The sequence below is a fragment of the Actinoplanes sp. TFC3 genome (assembly GCF_001553785.1).
Lineage (GTDB): Bacteria > Actinomycetota > Actinomycetes > Mycobacteriales > Micromonosporaceae > Actinoplanes.
Genome location: NZ_LOJP01000001.1, coordinates 1,815,880 through 1,831,830, shown reverse-complemented (window position 1 = coordinate 1,831,830; position 15,951 = coordinate 1,815,880). Strand labels below are relative to the sequence as shown.

The 15,951-nt window shown below is 69.0% G+C and carries 20 protein-coding genes; 9 read left to right on the top strand and 11 right to left on the bottom strand.

All coding sequences use genetic code 11. The features are described from left to right. Nucleotides 1-121 precede the first annotated feature (121 nt). Entirely contained in the window at nt 122-529 is a 408-nt protein-coding gene (locus TFC3_RS08365; RefSeq protein WP_067497710.1) for a YciI family protein, read from the top strand. Next, the gene (locus tag TFC3_RS08360) at nt 526-1,665 is read left to right on the top strand and encodes an RNA polymerase sigma factor (protein ID WP_067497707.1); all 1,140 of its coding nucleotides are present in this window, start codon (nt 526-528) and stop codon (nt 1,663-1,665) included. The genes TFC3_RS08365 and TFC3_RS08360 overlap by 4 nt, the downstream gene beginning before the upstream one ends. Here TFC3_RS08360 and TFC3_RS08355 read toward each other — a convergent pair. Further along, complete coding sequence (locus TFC3_RS08355; protein WP_067497701.1) at nt 1,649-2,506, bottom strand: alpha/beta fold hydrolase; 858 nt, start codon at nt 2,504-2,506, stop codon at nt 1,649-1,651. The genes TFC3_RS08360 and TFC3_RS08355 overlap by 17 nt on opposite strands. An 82-nt stretch (nt 2,507-2,588) precedes the next feature. Between TFC3_RS08355 and TFC3_RS08350 the strand changes: the two genes are divergently transcribed. After that, nucleotides 2,589-3,038: a CGNR zinc finger domain-containing protein gene (locus TFC3_RS08350; protein ID WP_067497698.1), complete on the top strand. Its 450-nt coding sequence runs from the start codon at nt 2,589-2,591 to the stop codon at nt 3,036-3,038. A gap of 175 nt (nt 3,039-3,213) precedes the next feature. On the opposite strand, the gene TFC3_RS08345 is transcribed toward TFC3_RS08350, so the two are convergent. Genes TFC3_RS08345 through TFC3_RS08325 form a run of 5 tightly spaced genes read right to left on the bottom strand, consistent with a single transcriptional unit; the run spans nt 3,214 to nt 7,724 of the window. After that, nucleotides 3,214-4,320 (bottom strand): bifunctional RNase H/acid phosphatase, encoded by a 1,107-nt coding sequence (locus TFC3_RS08345; protein WP_236718031.1) that lies wholly within the window; start codon nt 4,318-4,320, stop codon nt 3,214-3,216. Continuing rightward, on the bottom strand, nt 4,317-5,051 hold the full coding sequence (locus TFC3_RS08340; protein WP_067497690.1) for a zinc ribbon domain-containing protein: 735 nt from the start codon (nt 5,049-5,051) through the stop codon (nt 4,317-4,319). The genes TFC3_RS08345 and TFC3_RS08340 overlap by 4 nt, the downstream gene beginning before the upstream one ends. Next, nucleotides 5,048-5,887, bottom strand: a complete 840-nt coding sequence (locus tag TFC3_RS08335) for a Nif3-like dinuclear metal center hexameric protein (protein WP_082772403.1) — start codon at nt 5,885-5,887, stop codon at nt 5,048-5,050. Before TFC3_RS08335 ends, TFC3_RS08340 begins: the two co-directional genes overlap by 4 nt. A 21-nt stretch (nt 5,888-5,908) precedes the next feature. Next, complete coding sequence (locus TFC3_RS08330; RefSeq protein WP_082772402.1) at nt 5,909-6,481, bottom strand: flavoprotein; 573 nt, start codon at nt 6,479-6,481, stop codon at nt 5,909-5,911. Between the two features lie 13 nt (nt 6,482-6,494). Beyond that, entirely contained in the window at nt 6,495-7,724 is a 1,230-nt protein-coding gene (locus tag TFC3_RS08325; RefSeq protein WP_067497685.1) for a helix-turn-helix domain-containing protein, read from the bottom strand. Nucleotides 7,725-7,969: 245 nt separating this feature from the next. Between TFC3_RS08325 and TFC3_RS08320 the strand changes: the two genes are divergently transcribed. Next, a complete protein-coding gene (locus TFC3_RS08320; RefSeq protein WP_067497682.1) occupies nt 7,970-8,659 on the top strand; it encodes a bifunctional DNA primase/polymerase in 690 nt (229 codons plus the stop codon). A gap of 111 nt (nt 8,660-8,770) precedes the next feature. Here the strand turns inward: TFC3_RS08320 and TFC3_RS08315 are convergent, their stop codons facing one another. Both TFC3_RS08315 and TFC3_RS08310 read right to left on the bottom strand, forming a co-directional pair. Continuing rightward, nucleotides 8,771-9,019: a hypothetical protein gene (locus TFC3_RS08315; protein WP_067497680.1), complete on the bottom strand. Its 249-nt coding sequence runs from the start codon at nt 9,017-9,019 to the stop codon at nt 8,771-8,773. A 198-nt stretch (nt 9,020-9,217) separates the two neighbouring features. Further along, nucleotides 9,218-10,048, bottom strand: coding sequence for a hypothetical protein (locus TFC3_RS08310; protein WP_236718030.1), 831 nt, complete (start codon nt 10,046-10,048; stop codon nt 9,218-9,220). A 279-nt stretch (nt 10,049-10,327) separates the two neighbouring features. On the opposite strand from TFC3_RS08310, the gene TFC3_RS08305 reads away from it, so the two are divergent. After that, on the top strand, nt 10,328-10,726 hold the full coding sequence (locus TFC3_RS08305; RefSeq protein WP_067497674.1) for a YciI family protein: 399 nt from the start codon (nt 10,328-10,330) through the stop codon (nt 10,724-10,726). A gap of 3 nt (nt 10,727-10,729) precedes the next feature. Here TFC3_RS08305 and TFC3_RS08300 read toward each other — a convergent pair whose 3' ends face one another. Together TFC3_RS08300 and TFC3_RS08295 are read right to left on the bottom strand one after the other, a co-directional pair. Beyond that, nucleotides 10,730-11,251 (bottom strand): N-acetyltransferase, encoded by a 522-nt coding sequence (locus TFC3_RS08300; RefSeq protein ID WP_067497671.1) that lies wholly within the window; start codon nt 11,249-11,251, stop codon nt 10,730-10,732. A gap of 10 nt (nt 11,252-11,261) precedes the next feature. Beyond that, nucleotides 11,262-12,077: a hypothetical protein gene (locus TFC3_RS08295; RefSeq protein ID WP_067497668.1), complete on the bottom strand. Its 816-nt coding sequence runs from the start codon at nt 12,075-12,077 to the stop codon at nt 11,262-11,264. A 61-nt stretch (nt 12,078-12,138) separates the two neighbouring features. Between TFC3_RS08295 and TFC3_RS08290 the strand changes: the two genes are divergently transcribed. The 4 genes from TFC3_RS08290 to TFC3_RS08275 all read left to right on the top strand — a co-directional run bounded on the left by TFC3_RS08290 (nt 12,139) and on the right by TFC3_RS08275 (nt 14,356). Then, complete coding sequence (locus TFC3_RS08290) at nt 12,139-12,756, top strand: maleylpyruvate isomerase family mycothiol-dependent enzyme (RefSeq protein ID WP_067497665.1); 618 nt, start codon at nt 12,139-12,141, stop codon at nt 12,754-12,756. Nucleotides 12,757-12,857: 101 nt separating this feature from the next. Then, nucleotides 12,858-13,358 (top strand): hypothetical protein, encoded by a 501-nt coding sequence (locus tag TFC3_RS08285; RefSeq protein WP_067497662.1) that lies wholly within the window; start codon nt 12,858-12,860, stop codon nt 13,356-13,358. Between the two features lie 139 nt (nt 13,359-13,497). Further along, nucleotides 13,498-13,791: a barstar family protein gene (locus tag TFC3_RS08280; protein WP_067497658.1), complete on the top strand. Its 294-nt coding sequence runs from the start codon at nt 13,498-13,500 to the stop codon at nt 13,789-13,791. Between the two features lie 10 nt (nt 13,792-13,801). Beyond that, a complete protein-coding gene (locus TFC3_RS08275; RefSeq protein ID WP_067497656.1) occupies nt 13,802-14,356 on the top strand; it encodes a dihydrofolate reductase family protein in 555 nt (184 codons plus the stop codon). 175 nt (nt 14,357-14,531) lie between these two features. Here the strand turns inward: TFC3_RS08275 and TFC3_RS08270 are convergent, their stop codons facing one another. Continuing rightward, on the bottom strand, nt 14,532-15,914 hold the full coding sequence (locus TFC3_RS08270) for an endo-1,4-beta-xylanase (RefSeq protein WP_067497653.1): 1,383 nt from the start codon (nt 15,912-15,914) through the stop codon (nt 14,532-14,534). Nucleotides 15,915-15,951: the final 37 nt, after the last annotated feature.

Genomic DNA, 15,951 nt, shown 5'->3' with positions numbered 1-15,951 from the left:
AGTTTCCTGAACGTAGACGGCAAAAATAGTTCCGGTCAAGATGTCGAGAAGCCGTGTCCGGCTGCGTCCCCGGTGCGGAAGCTGACCACAATGGGTCACACCGCACGTCAGGAGAAGCACGATGGCCAAGTACCTGCTGCTCAAGCACTACCGCGGCGCCCCGGCCCCGGCCAACGACGTCCCCATGGACCAGTGGACGCCGGATGAGATCTCCGCGCACATGCAGTACATGCGTGATTGGTCGGCCAAGCTGGAGAAGACCGGCGAGTACGTCGACGGCCAGGCGCTGGCCCCGCAGGGAACCTGGGTCCGCTACGACGGCGAGGGCCGCCCGCCGGTCACCGACGGACCGTTCGCCGAGACCAAGGACCTCATCGCGGGCTGGATGATCATCGACGTCGACAGCTACGAGCGGGCCGTCGAACTGGCCGGGGACCTGTCGGCCGCCCCCGGCAAGGACGGCAAGCCGATCCACGAATGGCTCGAGCTGCGCCCGTTCCTTGAGCTGCCGCCCACCGTCACGGAATGAACGCACCGCTACTGCGGGCCCTGCTCCCGGGTGTCCTGGCGATCCTCGTCCGCCGCGGAGCCGACTTCGTGGCGGCCGAGGACGCCGTGCAGGATGCGCTGATCGAAGCGCTGCGGGTCTGGCCCGCCGGTGCGCCGCAGGACCCGAAGGGCTGGCTGGTCACCGTGGCCTGGCGGCGGTTCCTCGACGCAACCCGCGCCGACGCGGCCCGCCGCCGCCGCGAGGACCTGGCCGAGGAGGAACCGGCCCCCGGGCCTGCCTCCGCCATGGACGACACGCTGCAGCTGTATTTCCTGTGTGCGCACCCGTCGCTGACGCCGTCGTCCGCGGTGGCGCTCACCCTGCGCGCCGTCGGCGGCCTGACCACCCGCCAGATCGCCGAGGCCTATCTGGTGCCGGAAACGACCATGGCGCAGCGCATCAGCCGCGCCAAGCGCACCGTCTCCGGCGTCCGCTTCGACCAGCCCGGCGACGTGACAACCGTGCTGCGGGTGCTCTACCTGGTCTTCAACGAGGGCTACTCCGGCGACGTCGACCTGGCCGCCGAGGCCCTCCGGCTGACCCGCCAGCTCGCGACCGCGATCGATCATCCCGAGGTGGCCGGGCTGCTCGCCCTCATGCTGTTGCACCACTCCCGGCGCGGCACCCGCATGGCTCCGGACGGCAGCCTGATTCCGCTGGCCGCGCAGGACCGCAAGCAATGGGACACGGCGCTGATCGCCGAGGGCGTCGCGATCCTGCAGGCCGCACTGGCCCGCGACAAGCTCGGAGAATTTCAGGCCCAGGCCGCGATCGCCGCCCTGCACGCCGACGCGACCACCGCCGAGGAAACCGATTGGGTCCAAATCGTCGAGTGGTACGACGAACTGCTCGCCATCACGAACAGCCCCGTCGTCCGGCTCAACCGGGCAGTGGCAGTCGGGGAGGCCGACGGTGCCCGGGCGGGTCTGGCCGCCCTCACCGAGGTGGACGCATCCCTGCCCCGGCACACCGCCGTAGCTGCTTACCTGTACGAGCGCGACGGTGACCTCGTGACTGCGGCGAGGCTGTACGCGACAGCGGCCGGCCAGGCCACCAACCTGGCCGAACGCGATCATCTGATGAAACAGGCCGCCCGGCTCAACGCCTTGCGCTGAAGAACTGGCGGATCAACTGGGCGACCTCGTTCACCGCGGTCTCCAGCAGGAAATGCCCACCGGGCAGCAGGTGGACCTCGGCCTCCGGCAGATCCGTGGCGAACGCCCGAGCCCCGGCCGGTCCGAAGATCTGATCGCCCTCGCCCCACACGGCCAGCAGCGGTGGCTGGTGCTTGCGGAAATACTCGTGCAACCGCGGGTACAGCGGCGGGTTGGTGGCGTAGTCGGCAAACAAGTCGAGCTGAATGGCGGCGTTGCCGGGGCGCGAAACCAGCGCGAAGTCATGCCACCAGACAGTCGGGTCGATCAGCGTCTCGTCGGGCGCGCCGGTGACGTACTGCCATCGAATCGCCTCCAGAGACAGGGCCTGCCGCATGGCGTCCTCGGTGTTCTCGTCGCGCCGCCGGTGGTATTCCCACACGCCGTCCCAGAACCCGGGGACGAAGCCGGCTTGGTAGGCGTTGCCGTTCTGGGTGACAATGCCGGTGATGGCGCTGGGATTGCTGAGGGCAAGGCGCCAGCCGATCGGGGCGCCGTAGTCCTGCACGTAGATGGCGTACTGCTCCACGTGGAGCTGTGCGAGCAGGCCAGCAGTAATCCCGGCGAGCGCGTCGAAGGTGTAGTCGAACTCGGTGACCGGCGGCGCATCGGACAACCCGAAACCCAGGTGGTCCGGCGCGATCACATGGAAGTCGCCGGCGAGCTGCTCAATGAGCTCGCGGAACATGAACGAGCTGGTCGGATATCCGTGCAACAGCACGATGGTGGACTGGGCCGGGTCCCCCGCCTCCCGGTAGAAGACCCGATGCCCGCCGACCGTCGCGTACCGATGATGCGTCACAACGCCAACCTCCTTGGCTTGCTTTGGTGGTTAGAACATGCGCCTCCTTCGCGTAACCTGTCAAGCGGAGTTTGGAGGTTATATGGACGAGGAGCTGCTTCTCACCCTGCTGAACAGCACGCCCATGATCGACGGCACCCGCACTGACGTTCTGGACATGGACGGTGTGGACCTCGCAGTGCTACGACCGGGCCGCGACGTCCTGCAGGCTGTGGTGCGAGGCGATGAGCCGCCGTCAGCGCTGGAGCCGCTCCTGCGAGGCGTGACATCAAACCCATCGATCGATGCGGCCGGGCGACTGACCTGGACGGTTGACGCCTCGGCAGCGCAGTCTCTTCTGGTACGAGCGATCTCCGCGTGGGACGAGATGGAGCGCACCCGCCCCGGCCGGTTACGCCCGTGCGCGAACAACGAATGTGCGCTGTTCCTGTTGGACCGGAGCAAGTCGAACAGCGCACGGTGGTGCTCGATGGCCACCTGCGGCAACAAGCTGAAGGCCCGCCGGCACTACCAGCGAACCCGCACCGACTGACCGGCGCGCCAAGGCTTCACAGCACGAAAGCAACTACGCCCAAGGTCCTGAGCCACCCCTCCGAGGCACCCGAGGGCCGGATGGAGAAGGGGGCGCTGACGAGCCGCAAGCGCTGCCCGCCTGGCTCAGGGCGACCCGGCGCGCACCAAGCCGCGTTCTGCAGGACCGGACCGGGCTAGCGAAGGTGCGCGGTCTCGTTCACTGACCGCACCGCAATTCCGCCGTCCGGCCACAGATCAACCGTCGAGACACCGGCCGCGTCGAGGAACATCCGGTGCAGGAACGCGTCGCCGGCCGCCAGCGCATCGCGCAGGATCAGCTTGATCGGCGACACATGCGAAACCACAACAACGGTCTGTGACGGGTACGCCGAGAGCAACGTTGCCAGGGCTGCGCGCACCCGTTTGGCCACCACCTGGAAGGACTCCCCGCCGGGGGGCGCAACGCTGGTCGAGTCGAGCCACCGATCCATCTCGGCCGGCCAGCGTTCGCGCACCTCGGCGAAGGTCAGCGCCTCCCAGTCGCCGAAGTCGCATTCGATCAGATCGTCCAGCACCGTGACGGGCAGGCTGCCCTGCTCGGCGGCGATCAGCTCCGCTGTGCGCGTACACCTTTTCAGGGGTGAGGAAACGACGGCCGCAACCTCGCGGCTGATCCCGGCCACCCGCCCGGCCGCGGCCATGGCCTGCGCCTCGCCCTCATCGGAGAGCGGGACATCGCCGCGACCGGAGTAACGACCTTGCTGGGTCATCGCGGTCTCGCCGTGGCGCACCAGAATGAGCCGGGTGGCCTTGTCCAGCGACGGCGGCGCCCAGCTCTTCGGGGCCGCAGGCGCAGCAGGCGCTGGGGCGGGATCGAGGTCGACCGGCTTGCCCGCGGCCTCGTCCATGGCCCGGTTGGCCAGGGCATCGGCCAGCTTGTTGCGCTCGCGGGGGATCCACTCGAAGGTCACCGCTGCGAACCGGGTCACCAGCGTGGCCGCCTCGGCCGCCAGCGGGCGCAGACCGGGGTTCTTGATCTGCCAGCGCCCGGACATCTGCTCGACCACGAGCTTGGAGTCCATCCGCACGTCGACGTGGGTGGCGCCCAGCTCGGCGGCGGCCTGCAACCCGGCGATCAGGCCCGAGTACTCGGCGACGTTGTTGGTGGTCGTGCCCACCGAGGCGTAGCGCTCCAGCAGCACGTCACCACCGGCGTCCAGAACCACGGCGCCGAAACCGGCAGGACCCGGATTGCCCCGCGAGCCCCCGTCTGCCTCGATGATCACCCGGAGATCGGTCACAGGCCGGACTCCGCGGTGCGGACCATGATGCGACGGCATTCCTCGCAGCGCACCACCTCGTCGGGCGCTGCGCTCTTCACCCGGGCCAGGTCGGCGCCGTACAGCTCGATGCGGCAGCCACCGCAGCGGCCCGAGCGGAACAGCGCGGCACCCAGCCCGGTCTCGGTCCGGATCTTGTCGTAGAGCTGGACCAGGTCCTGGGGCAGGTCGTTGGCCAGCGGCGCCCGCGACTGGGTCTTGAACTCGTGCTCCTTGGTGATGTCGGCGTACGCCTCGTCGCGACGGGCCTCGGCCGCGTTGCGGCGCTCGACGGCGTCGGCGATGCGCTTCTTCACCTCGTTGAGGGTCTGCTCAGCACTCTCACGCTGCTCCATGAGCTCAAGCTCGGCGTCCTCGAGCTCGGACTGCCGGCGGTTGAGCGTGGCCAGCTCGTGCTGCAGTCCCTCGATCTCCTTGAGCGCCCCGCCCGCGTCGAGGCGGGCCTGGTCGCGCTGCTTGCGGGTGCGGACCTGATCGATGTCCTTCTCGAAGCGGGAGATGTCGCGGTCAATGTCGTCCACGGCCACCTGGGCGCGGACCCGCTCGTCCTCCAGGACCGAGATCTCCCGGGAGACGGTGTCGATCTCGGCCAGCTCAGGCAGCGACTTGCGGCGGTGCGCGAGCTGGTTGAGCGCGGTGTCGACGGCCTGCAGGTCGAGCAGGCGGCGCTGGTCTTGGGGGGCGGCCTTCACGGGTGGTTCTCCTTATCGGGGCTGACCGAGTGCACGGTCCAGGGGTCGGTGTCCAGGTCGGACACGAGAACGGTGACGCCGAGTTCCGCGCGCAGCCAGGCGGCGACCTCGTCAAGCCAGGGGCGCTCGCTGGCCCAGTGGGCGACGTCGATCAGGGCCGGCCCGCCCGCGGCCAGATGCTCGCTCACCGGGTGGTGCCGCAGGTCGGCGCAGAGATACGCGTCGGCGCCCGCGGTGCCGGCGTCGGCCAGGAAGGAGTCACCGGCGCCACCGCTGACTGCGAGCGTACGGATGATGCGCCCTGGGTCTCCCGCGGCCCTGATGCCGGCGGCGGTGGCAGGCAGCCTTGCCGCGACGAACGCGGTCAGCTCGGCCAGCGTGAGCGGGGTGGCCAGCTCGCCCACCCGCCCGATCCCCCGGCCTTCGCCCTGGTCAACCAGGGGGCGCAGGGTGGTCAGGCCGAGGCGGGCAGCGAGGGCATCGCAGACGCCGGGGTTCGCCACGTCGGCGTTGGTGTGCGCTACGTAAAGGGCGATGCCGGCCTTGATCAGCCGGTGCACGATGCGGCCCTTGTACGTGTCCGGCGCCACCGAGGAAACGCCCTTGAGCAGCAGCGGGTGGTGCGCGACGATCAGGTCGGCGCCAACCGCGACCGCCTCCTCGACGGTCTCGGGCACGACGTCGACAACGCCGAGCACGGTGCGCACCGGCCGGTCGAAGTCGCCGAGCACGGGACCCACCCGGTCCCACTGCTCGGCCCATGACCGCGGATAGCGGGCGTCGAGGGCTGCCACCGCCTCACGGACGGTGGGCGGGGTAATGGCGGAGTCGGTCACGGCCGCCAACTCTACCCAGGTTCAGGATCGGGCCCCCGGCTCGACTCGGTCGGCGGCTTCGAAATGGGACTGCACGGCCTGAAGGGCGCGCCGCCACGGAAATTGCTTGCGGAACCGGTCGTTCTGCCCCGGCATGCCCAGCCGCACGACATCGTCGCCGTGCATGACGTGCACACCCCAGCTGCGCAGCTTCGCGATGCTGTCATGAAACGCCGGGTGCACGGCCATGACCTTGTTCGTGTACGGAACCACGACGGTCGGGGTGTTGAACCCGTAGCCCTCCACGAGCAGACCGAGCACCAGCGTGTCCGTGATCCCAGCGGCCCACTTGTTGACCGTGTTCACCGTTGCGGGCGCCACGATCATGGCGTCCGCGGTCGGCAGCAGATCGTCGTCGCCGGGGTTCTTGTAGTAACTGCGGACCGGGTGCCCGGTCTGGGCGTGCAGTGCGGCCGTGTCGACGAACTTGCGCCCGTCCGGGGTGGTGATCACGCAGACTTCCCACCCGTCGCGCTGCGCCAGATCCACGAGCAGGCCCACGTCCCGGGCGATCGGCGAACCGCAGACCAGGACATAGAGAACTCGTGGAGTCACCTCAGAACCCACCTCATACGCCGACTCCCATCTGCTCGGCCAGCTCGGCGATCGGCGCCGGCGGCGTTCCGCGCGTGCGTCGCAGCACGTCGGAGATGACCTCGTGGGCCAGCGGCCGGCAGCGGATCTCCGAGGGGGCGAGCCGGTCGCCCTCCAGCAGCATCTCGCTGGCCTTTTCCACGTCGCCCAACTGGGTGTAGCCACGCGCGATGTCGAGGTAGTGATGCGCACGACGCTCGGGCAGCATCGCGGCGAAGCACTCCCGGTTGATTCGCTCGTGCGTCTCGATCGCCTTGCCGCCGTCGCCGAGCTCGACCGCTGCTGCGGCCCGGTGCAGCTCCACGTTTGTCGGCCCGAAGGAGGTCCAGTAGTAGTTGAAGTCGCCGCCCAGCGCGCCGGCCGCCTGCTCGGCCCCGCTGACCAGGTCGCGCACGGTGGCGCTGTCGCCGATGCGGGCCGCCGCCATGGCCCCGGTGAGCAGCAGCAGGCCGTACACCGACAGCCGTTCCGGGGTGGCCGCCTCGGGGGTGGTGGGGGCGAGCCGGTTGGCGATGTTGACGTTGACCTCGAGCGCCGAGCGGACCCGGCCGAGCGAGAGCAGCGCCATGCCGACCCGGTGGCTGGCCATCCCGGCGAGTAGCTGGTCACCGGCCCGCTGGGACACCGCGATCGAGCGGTCCGCAGCGAGCCAGGACAGCTCGTGCTCGCCGACCTTGCGCAGCGCGGACGAGGCGATCTGGTAGACCTGCCCGAGCAGGTGCGCCGCGTCGCGGGCCTCGTCGCCACCGGCGTGGGCGCTGTCGGCGGCCTGGGCATCCCGCAGTAGCTGTGGAAGCTTGCGGGCCAGCACGCCGTACTTGGCATGCTGATAGGTGAGCCAGGCGTGGCTGACCGCCTTGCGCATCTCGGTCAGCGGCGGGGCCTGCGGGATCGGGTGGAAGAACGCGCTCATCTGGTCGTACCGCTCGAGCGCAGCTCTGATCTCTTCGACCTCGACCTGGTCGATGCAGTTAGGTGTGTCCGGACGCCGCTCGACATCCTTGCCGAGCAGCAGTGTCACGTCGATCGCGAGCACATCCGCGATCTCGTAGACGACGGAGAACTTGTCAAGCCGGCGGACCCCGCGCTCCACCTTGTCGACCCAGCTCTTGGATTTGCCCAACCGGTCCGCGAAGACCTGTTGGGACATTTTCCGGCGGCCGCGCCAGTAGGCGACTCGGCGGCCAATCGGCAGCTCGTCCACGGTGCCTCCCCAAACTCATCCGGCGTCCCCCGCCGGTGAGCCGAACGGTGTTTCAGTGGCAGTGTGACCCTCACTCGTCCGTGCTGGTCGCACAGGTTGTGTGATCGCCCACCCACCGTGGCTCGTAGTTTCTCATGCAACTTGCAATGGGTTTTCTGCTCGAACCAACGACGCGTGTCGAAGTTGGTGACGGCGGTCCCGCCTGATATAGCGGCAGCAAGGTCCAACTCGGGGGTTGACCGATCATGCAGTGGAGCACACGTCTCGTTGACCGGTTCCGTTTCGATCGGCTCCGCCTGCGCCGGGCGGCCGTGCGGTATGCCGCGCACGGCTGGGCGGTGACTCCGGGGGCGTACCTCAGCGGCGAGCGGTTCAACTGCGGTCGCGCCGGCTGCCCGATCATGGGGTGCCATCCCGCGATGGAGTCCTGGGAGGACGACGCCAGCACGGACGTCGCGCGGGTGGGCGGATGGTGGCGGCATCAGCCGTACACAGTGCTGCTCGCAACCGGCGGAAGCTTCGACGTCCTGGAGGTGCCCGCGCCGGTCGGCCTGCGGGTCCTGGGAGCGGTGCGGTTGCACACGGGCGTGATCGGCCCGGAGCGTGGAGACGGACGAGGACCGGTCGCGGTGACGCCGTCGGGTCGCTGGATGTTTTTCGTACGTCCGGAGAGCGCCCTTCGCCCCGAGCTCGCATCCTGCCTGGACGTCCTGCACCACGGTCGCGGCTCGTGGATCCCGGCCGCGCCCAGCCGGACCCCCGAGGGCCCGGTGCGCTGGGCGGTCGCCCCGGAGCAGCACGACTGGCATCTGCCCGCCTCCGAGACCGTACAGGCGATGTTGCTGGACGCCCTCGACGCGCTGGGCCGGCGCACGCCGCGCACGGTGACACTGAGCGTTCCGCGGCAGATGTCCACCGCTCGCCGAGCGGCTTGACGAGCCCCTGGCGGGCGTGCGCCACTCACCGGCCGCCAGCTCGTTGCGGCTGGTAGCGGACGGTATGGGGGCTTCTCCGGGGCTGGACATGTCACGAGACAAGCTATTGGGCTACTTTGCGGTAGTCGAGTCACTCTTTTGAGTGAACATACCGTCACGCTGCGCTCCGGAGTAGACCTTCATGCTCCAGGCGCAGCCCAGACACGCTTTCATGGAGAAGCAGGGCGTGACGGCCTGAGTGACGACAGCCCGGCCGGCCTTGTCGCTGGCGCTCACCCGGCCGGCGGCATTCGCGGAGGTGGCACCGAGCCCGAACAGGCCCGTCAGCACGGCAATCGTGGCGATGAAGCGACGACGCATGGTCCAGAACCCTTCCGCGACAACAGCTACAGCCCCGGCAATCGGCTCACCTCCGTGGCCCTGAGTAATTGATTCACTACTTTCAGTACTGACCCGATGGCTGCCTGAGCGCTCCTGGCATTTTGTCGGGTCTTCCGGTACGCACAAAAGTGGCCCGATCACGCTGGGGTGATCGGGCCGTGGCTGGGGCTTGTCTGCTCAGGCAGCCTCGGAGAGTTCGCGGTAGGCGGCGATTACTGCGGCGGTGCGTTCGGCCAGCTCGGGGGCGGCCTCGGAGATGGGCGCACCGACGGCTGCCAGGCGGACGATCGCCAGCTCGGCGTTGCGCGTGGTCTGGTGCAGGCGTTGCTCGCGGATGAGGTTCTCCCCCGCCTCTGCGGCCGCTTGGAGGCCGGCCAGGATGCGGTTCGCCTCGGCGCCGGTGGTTCGCCACAGGTCCTCGGCGCGCTGACGCTGCTCGGCGAGGGCGCGAACGGCCGCACTGTCCGCGGCGAGCCCGTGACTTGCCGCTTGATCGAGTTCGAGGCGCAGGTCCCGGATGCTCTGGCGCCGAGCCATGATCGCGGCCAGCTCGCGCAGGGCGGTGGCGAGGCTGCGTCCGGCGACGTCCGGGTCGATCATGGGATTCAAGAACGGCCAGGTCTTTCGTACGCGATGAGCGGTTTGCACGGCTCGACGGAAGGCCTCGCGCTCCTCCGGCGCGTGCAGGACGGACGCGTCATCCCCGCGCGGAACCGCGATCAGACCCGTGCGAGCGGCGCGGCGCCGATGCACTGCAATGCCAGTGAACAGGACAAATGAGGTGGCAGCGGCGGCGAGCCAGGGGACGCCGAGCGCACTGAGCAGCGCGCCCGCCACGAGCAGCACGAGGGCCGCCTGCAGCAGTTCCCCGCCGGTGCGGCCACTGGGCTTACGCGGAACGATTTCGGTCACCACGCCGGTACGCAAGCGGCGGGCCCGGCCGGCGCGCATCCGCAACGGCGTCACCGAGACAACGGTCTTCTCCTGGTCGGCACCGAGGTACAGCACGATGCTCCCGTCGTCTTCGCTGGCTGGATCTTCTGGACGCTTCGCTGGGTGCTGAGCGGGCCCGGCCGCCGAGGGGGTTACGGCTGGGCCCGCTCACCTGCGGAACCATCCGCAGGTGCCAGATGAATCGGGCCTCCGCGACCCGACTTGAGCCCGCCGCAGGTGCAGCGCGGGTGCACAACCGCACGATTGGGTTGCACGCGATTCGACCCGATTTGCCGCGACGACACGGCATGCTTTCCCCAGGGCTGTCGTGGTCCTTGGCGAAGGGATGTCAGCATGCTTTTCCTGCTCGTGGTCGACTACCAGCCCGGCGTCGTGGACACGCCGATGGAGCAGTGGTCGCCGGAGGAGATCAAGGCGCACATGGACTACTACGACGACCTCAACGCCGAGCTGCTCCAGACCGGCGAGTACGTCGGCGGCCACGCGCTCACCGGGCCGGATCTGGCCAAGGTCGTCACCTCGGACGGCACCGCGCCCGAGGTCGTTGACGGCCCGTTCACCGAGTACCGGCGGATGCTGGCCGGCTATCAGCTGGTCGACGTCGTCTCCGAGCAACGGGCCATCGAAATCGCGGCGCGCGTGTCGGCGGTGCCCGGCCCCGGCGGCGTACCCCTGCAGCAGCCGATCACCGTGCGCCGCGTCATCAGCTCCACGGACTTCGAGTCGCTGTGAGGCTCAAAGCTGTTTGCGCATCTGCAGGCTGGTCACCGCGTAGCCTTCCTCCTCGTAGAGAGCCCGGGCGCCGGTATTGCCCCCGTGCACGTTGAGACCGACCGAGACCACCTCCCGCGAACGGCAGAACTGCTCGGCGGCGCGCATGATGGCCCGGCCATACCCGCGCCGCCGCTGGCTCTCATCGACCTCGATGTCATAGATCCAGGCTTTCAGGCCCTCGGCATCCGGGGTGATCCGCAGCCAGATCATGCCGACGCCGCCATCCGCAGCACCGCCGTCCGCAGCACCGCCATCCGCAGCACCGCCGTGGGGACTGTCGCCGTGCGCGCGGAAGAAGAAGTCGTCGGGTGACTGCATTCCCTGCGGGAGCAAGCGTCGATAGTCAGCCGCCGCCTTCTCGACAGCCGCTTCCCACGACATGTCCCCGCTCTCGGCGATCAGCTTCGCGTACCCCTCCTCCGCGGTGGCACTGTAGTGAGCGAACTGCGCGTCGGTCATCGGTTCCAGCCGGATCTCAGGCATGGACCCGACCCTAGCCCCCACCCCTGACAAGATTGACGACGTCGCGCACCACCGGCCGGTACGCCTCCTCGGGTTCGCCGCTCCAGCCGGCTGCGGACCAGGTGGCAAGCCGGAACACCGCCGCCCGTACCAGCATCTGCCCCCACGCCGGCAGATGCTCGTAGCGCCGAGCCAGCATGACGTCGAATCCGTGCCAGACCATCGCATCCACCACGACCACCGCGTACGCCCAGGCCGGCGGGCGCCAGTAAGCCGCCCAGTCGATGACCACGGGCACCGCCTGCCCCGCGAACAAGACGTTGCCGATCAGGTCGCCATGCACCATCTGCTCCGGCAGGTCCACGTCCTCGCGGATGGCCAGCAGGTCATCGAGCAACCCACTTGGCCGGCGGGCGAATCCGGCGGGCCGGTGCGGGCCGTCCCAGGCGAGCCACTCGCCGTTGGCCCACGGATCGCTGCGGGTGTCCAGAAAGGATGGCCGGGGCACGTTCGCCACTGCGGCATGGAACGCCTCGCCGGCCCGGATGACGTCGTCGACCCGCTGGGGGTCGGGTTGAGCGGGCACAAAACGGGTCGCTTCCCACCCGTACGAGATCCAGTGTCCTTCCTTTGATCGGATCGGACGCGCAATGCGGAAGTCTGACGTCTGCGGCAGGGCGGAGAGGATCTCGCAGCGCCATCGCACCTCGTCATCGCCCTCGGCGGGTTTCATCACGACCTCCCCGGCCCGCCAGGTGCCGCCCTTGCCCCCGGCCAGGCGAACCAGCTCCTCCGTCGCCCCGAACGAGCGCAGCACCGCCTCAGGCGGACCAAGATCCTCAGCCATCCGCCCATTAAAGCGCCACCTCACCGGCGCCGGCAGCCGGAAGATCACTAGCCTGGGCGGAATGGATATCCGTGCCGCCATCGCCGATGAGCGCCGACGCATCGCCGACCTGCTCGACTCGTTATCGCCGGACCAGCTCGACACGCCCAGCCTGTGCGGGGACTGGACGGTCAAGGAGGTCGCCGGGCACTTGGTTGCCGCGACCGGCAAGCCCTCATTGAGCGTGCTGGCCCGCAGCGGCTTCCGGCTGCACAAGGCCAACTCGCAGTTGGCGGTGCAGACTGCGGAGCGTCCGGCGGCCGAGCTGGCCCAGATGCTACGCGGCACCGCGAATACCCTGCACAAGGCGCCGATCGTGGGCTTCGCCGGCCAGTTGACCGACGCGCAGGTGCACGGCCAGGACATGCGCCGCCCCCTCGGGCTTCCGCACGGCCTGCACCTCGATCGGCTGAAGGTGTCGCTCGAGTTCATGGTCAGCGGCCGGGCCCTCGGGTTCGCGCCCAAGCGGCGGCTGGCCAACCTGCGGTGGGAGGCCTCCGACCTCAACTGGTTCTCCGGGGTGGGCCCGCTGATCGCCGGGCCGGCGGAGGCTCTGCTGATGGCCATGTGCGGCCGGGGCGCGGTGCTGCCCGAGCTCGACGGTCCCGGCATCCGCATCCTGGACCCCCGGATCAGCTGACAGTCCGCCTACCAGCACAGTCGTCACCTGTCCAGCAAGACACACCGGGAAACCGACACGCCGGGCGAAAAACTGTCAGTGGGCCGCCCTAGATTCGGCCCATGAACGACATCGAGTACGCGCCGGAGCTCGACCGGCGCCCGCACACCATGCTGGAGCGGCACCTCACCGTGGGCGCCCACACCTACCAGATCACCGCCTATGGGACCGGCGAGGACAACGTCAGCCTGACGCTCGCCGGATGGAGTCCCGACGGTCAGGTGGTCAGCGAGATCAGCGGAGGGATCTCGCCGCTCGACCTGCCGGCCGTGGCTGACGCCTTGACCTCCACGCTCGCCGGGCTGGTGGCCCTGCGCAACCAGGGCAAGGCAGGCTCGACCGGCGGGGAGAAGTCCAAGCGCTATCCCAACCGAGGTTCCCGCTGGTCGGCCGAGGACGACGAGCGGCTGCTCGCCCGGTTCCGCGAAGGGACCGACGAGCGCACCCTGATGGAGGAGTTCGGGCGCAGCCGCGGTGGCATCCGGGCCCGCCTGGAGTCGCTCGGCGAGTTCGAGGGCGACGGCGACGAACTGCTCAACCGGCTGACCGCCAGGCCCGAGTGACGATGCCCGGGCGAGGGCCGGTGGGCTCTCGCCCGCGCTCGTTGGAGTGGCACGTGATTGTCCGGTGGCCGGCCGGGGCAGCAGGATCCTGCCCGTGCCGCGGGCAGTAGTGGCAGGTGGTCGTCAGGAGGTTGGCGCGGTGGAGCTGGTGATCGACGGGCGTAACGTGCTCAGCGAGGCGGATCTGCACCACAGGCTGGCCGGCGCCCTCGGCTATGGCCCGTTCTACCGGCGTGACCTCGACGATCTCCGCGACCGTTTGAGCGCCGGCGACCCCCGGCCGGTCCGCCTCGTGTGGATCAACGCGGCGAGCCTCAGGATGGCCCTGGGCCTCACCGCCTACGACACGATGGTGTCGACATTGGAGCGCATCGCCACGGACGACGCGGATCGTCCGTGGCGCCAGCGCTTCGTCTTCCACATCCTCGACTGACGGAGGAGCCATGGCAGGACTCATCGCAGACCTCTTCATCTCCCTTGACGGCTTCGCTGCCGCCGACAAAGCCGGACCCTTCTTCGGCTACGGGGGCAAGGAACTCGACGAGTGGATCCGCACCGAAAGCACCGGCCCCCAGGTCATGGTGATGGGCCGCGTCACCTACGAGCTGATGGCAGCGATGTCCGCGAAGACGACCGACGAAGCCTCCACCACCATGAACAAGACCCCCAAAGTGGTGGTCTCGAACAGCCTCACCGAACCCCTGAACTGGCAGAACTCCCGCCTGCTGAGCGGTGACCTGGCAACCGGAATGGCGGCCCTCAAACAAGAGTCCCGGGTGCCCCTGCGCACCATCGGGAGCATCTCCCTGCTACGAAGCCTGACGAACCTTGGCCTCGTGGACCGCCTCAGGCTCATGGTCTTCCCCCTGACCGTCGGCCCCGACGGCCACGAACCCGCCCTCGCCGGCTACCTCCGCACCGGCCTCGACCTGGCCGGCACGACGGTGCTCGACTCCCGCATCGTCCTGCTCGAATACCGACCGGCTCCGGCCGGCTGATTCCGGCCTCCCGTCCCGCAGCCTCAGCCGACCGCCCGGCCGGTTGAGGGCGACACCTTTACGTCCCGCGTCAACTCAGGCGACGGTGCGGGCAGCGCCGTTGAGCGTGTACGCGGCCGGTTTGCCGCGCGGCGCCGGTCGAGCAGCGCCGCCACGGCCGCCGGGATGAGCCACTTCATGTCAGGCTCACGGTGCAGGTGGGGGCCGCGGACGGAGCTGAGCCGGTGCCTTGGAAGCCGAACTCGGTGCTGCCACCCGCGGCGACCCGGGCGTTGTAGGAGACGTTGGCGAACTGGACTGCGCCGCTGGTGCCGGTGCCCTGGGCGTTCCAGGCGCTGGTGACCGCCGACCCGCCCGGAAGCGTGACGCCTACGGACCAGGAGCTCAGGGCCGACGAGCCGGCCGTGACCTTGACCGTGGTGACGAAGCCACCGCTCCACGCGTTTGTGGAGAACGTCGCCGTGCAAGCCGCGCCCGAGGGCGGCGGAGGCGTTGAGCTGCTCGGCGGGTTCGACGTGCCGCCACCGTCGAGCGTGTTGAGCACCGAGGTGTAGGCCGCCTTCTTACCGCCGTTGCCGTCGAACAGCAGCGGGGTGCCGCCGGCCCGCCACGAGTCGGTGTCGCGGATGCCCCACACGGTGATGCCCGTGCAGGCGGTCACGTGCAGGCAGGCCTGGACCACGCGGGCGAACGCGTCGGCCTGGGTGGAGCCGGAACCCTCGATGTCCAGCTCGGTTATCTGCACCTCGACGCCGAGGTTGGCGAAGCGCTGCAGGTTCGCCTGATAGTCACCGGGCACCGGCGACTGGGCGTTGAAATGCGATTGAAAACCGACGCAATCAATGGGTACGCCGCGGCTCTTGAAATCCTGCACCATGGCGTACACCGCGTTGCTCTTCGCATTCTGGCCGTCGGTGTTGTAGTCGTTGTAGCACAGTTTGGCGGTTGGATCGGCGGCGCGCGCGGCCCGGAATGCGGCTTCGATCCAGTCATTGCCGGTGCGCTGAAGATTGGAATCGCGCCGGGCGCCGCTGCCACCATCGGCGAACGCTTCATTCACCACATCCCAGGCATAGATCCGCCCGCGATAATGCGTAGCGACCTGGGTGACGTGGTTGAGCATCGCCGATCGCAGCGCCGTGCCGCTCAGGTTCTGCACCCAGCCCGGCTGCTGCGAATGCCAGGCCAACGCATGACCCCTGACCCGGGCGCCGATGCCCGTTGCGTGGCTGACGATCCGATCGGCATCAGCGTACGAGAAGGAATCCTGATTCGGTTCGGTGGCGTCCCACTTCATTTCGTTCTCGGGGGTCACCATGGTGAATTCGCGGTCCAGAATGCCCACGTAGGTGGCGTCGCTGAGCTTGTTCGCCGCTACCGCCGTACCGAAATAACGTCCACTTGCGCCAGCCGACGCACCGAGCGTGGACGCCGCGTCCGCAGTGCCGCTGAGCGCGATGAATGCGCTCACGGCGACGGCTCCGGCCGCCACACCAAGGACGGCACTGCGCATTCTGCCGGGGGTACGCCCACGCTCACGGGCAGGTTCGAAAGTCATGCCGATCGCCTTCCGCTGACCTGGGGAGTCTTCGAAC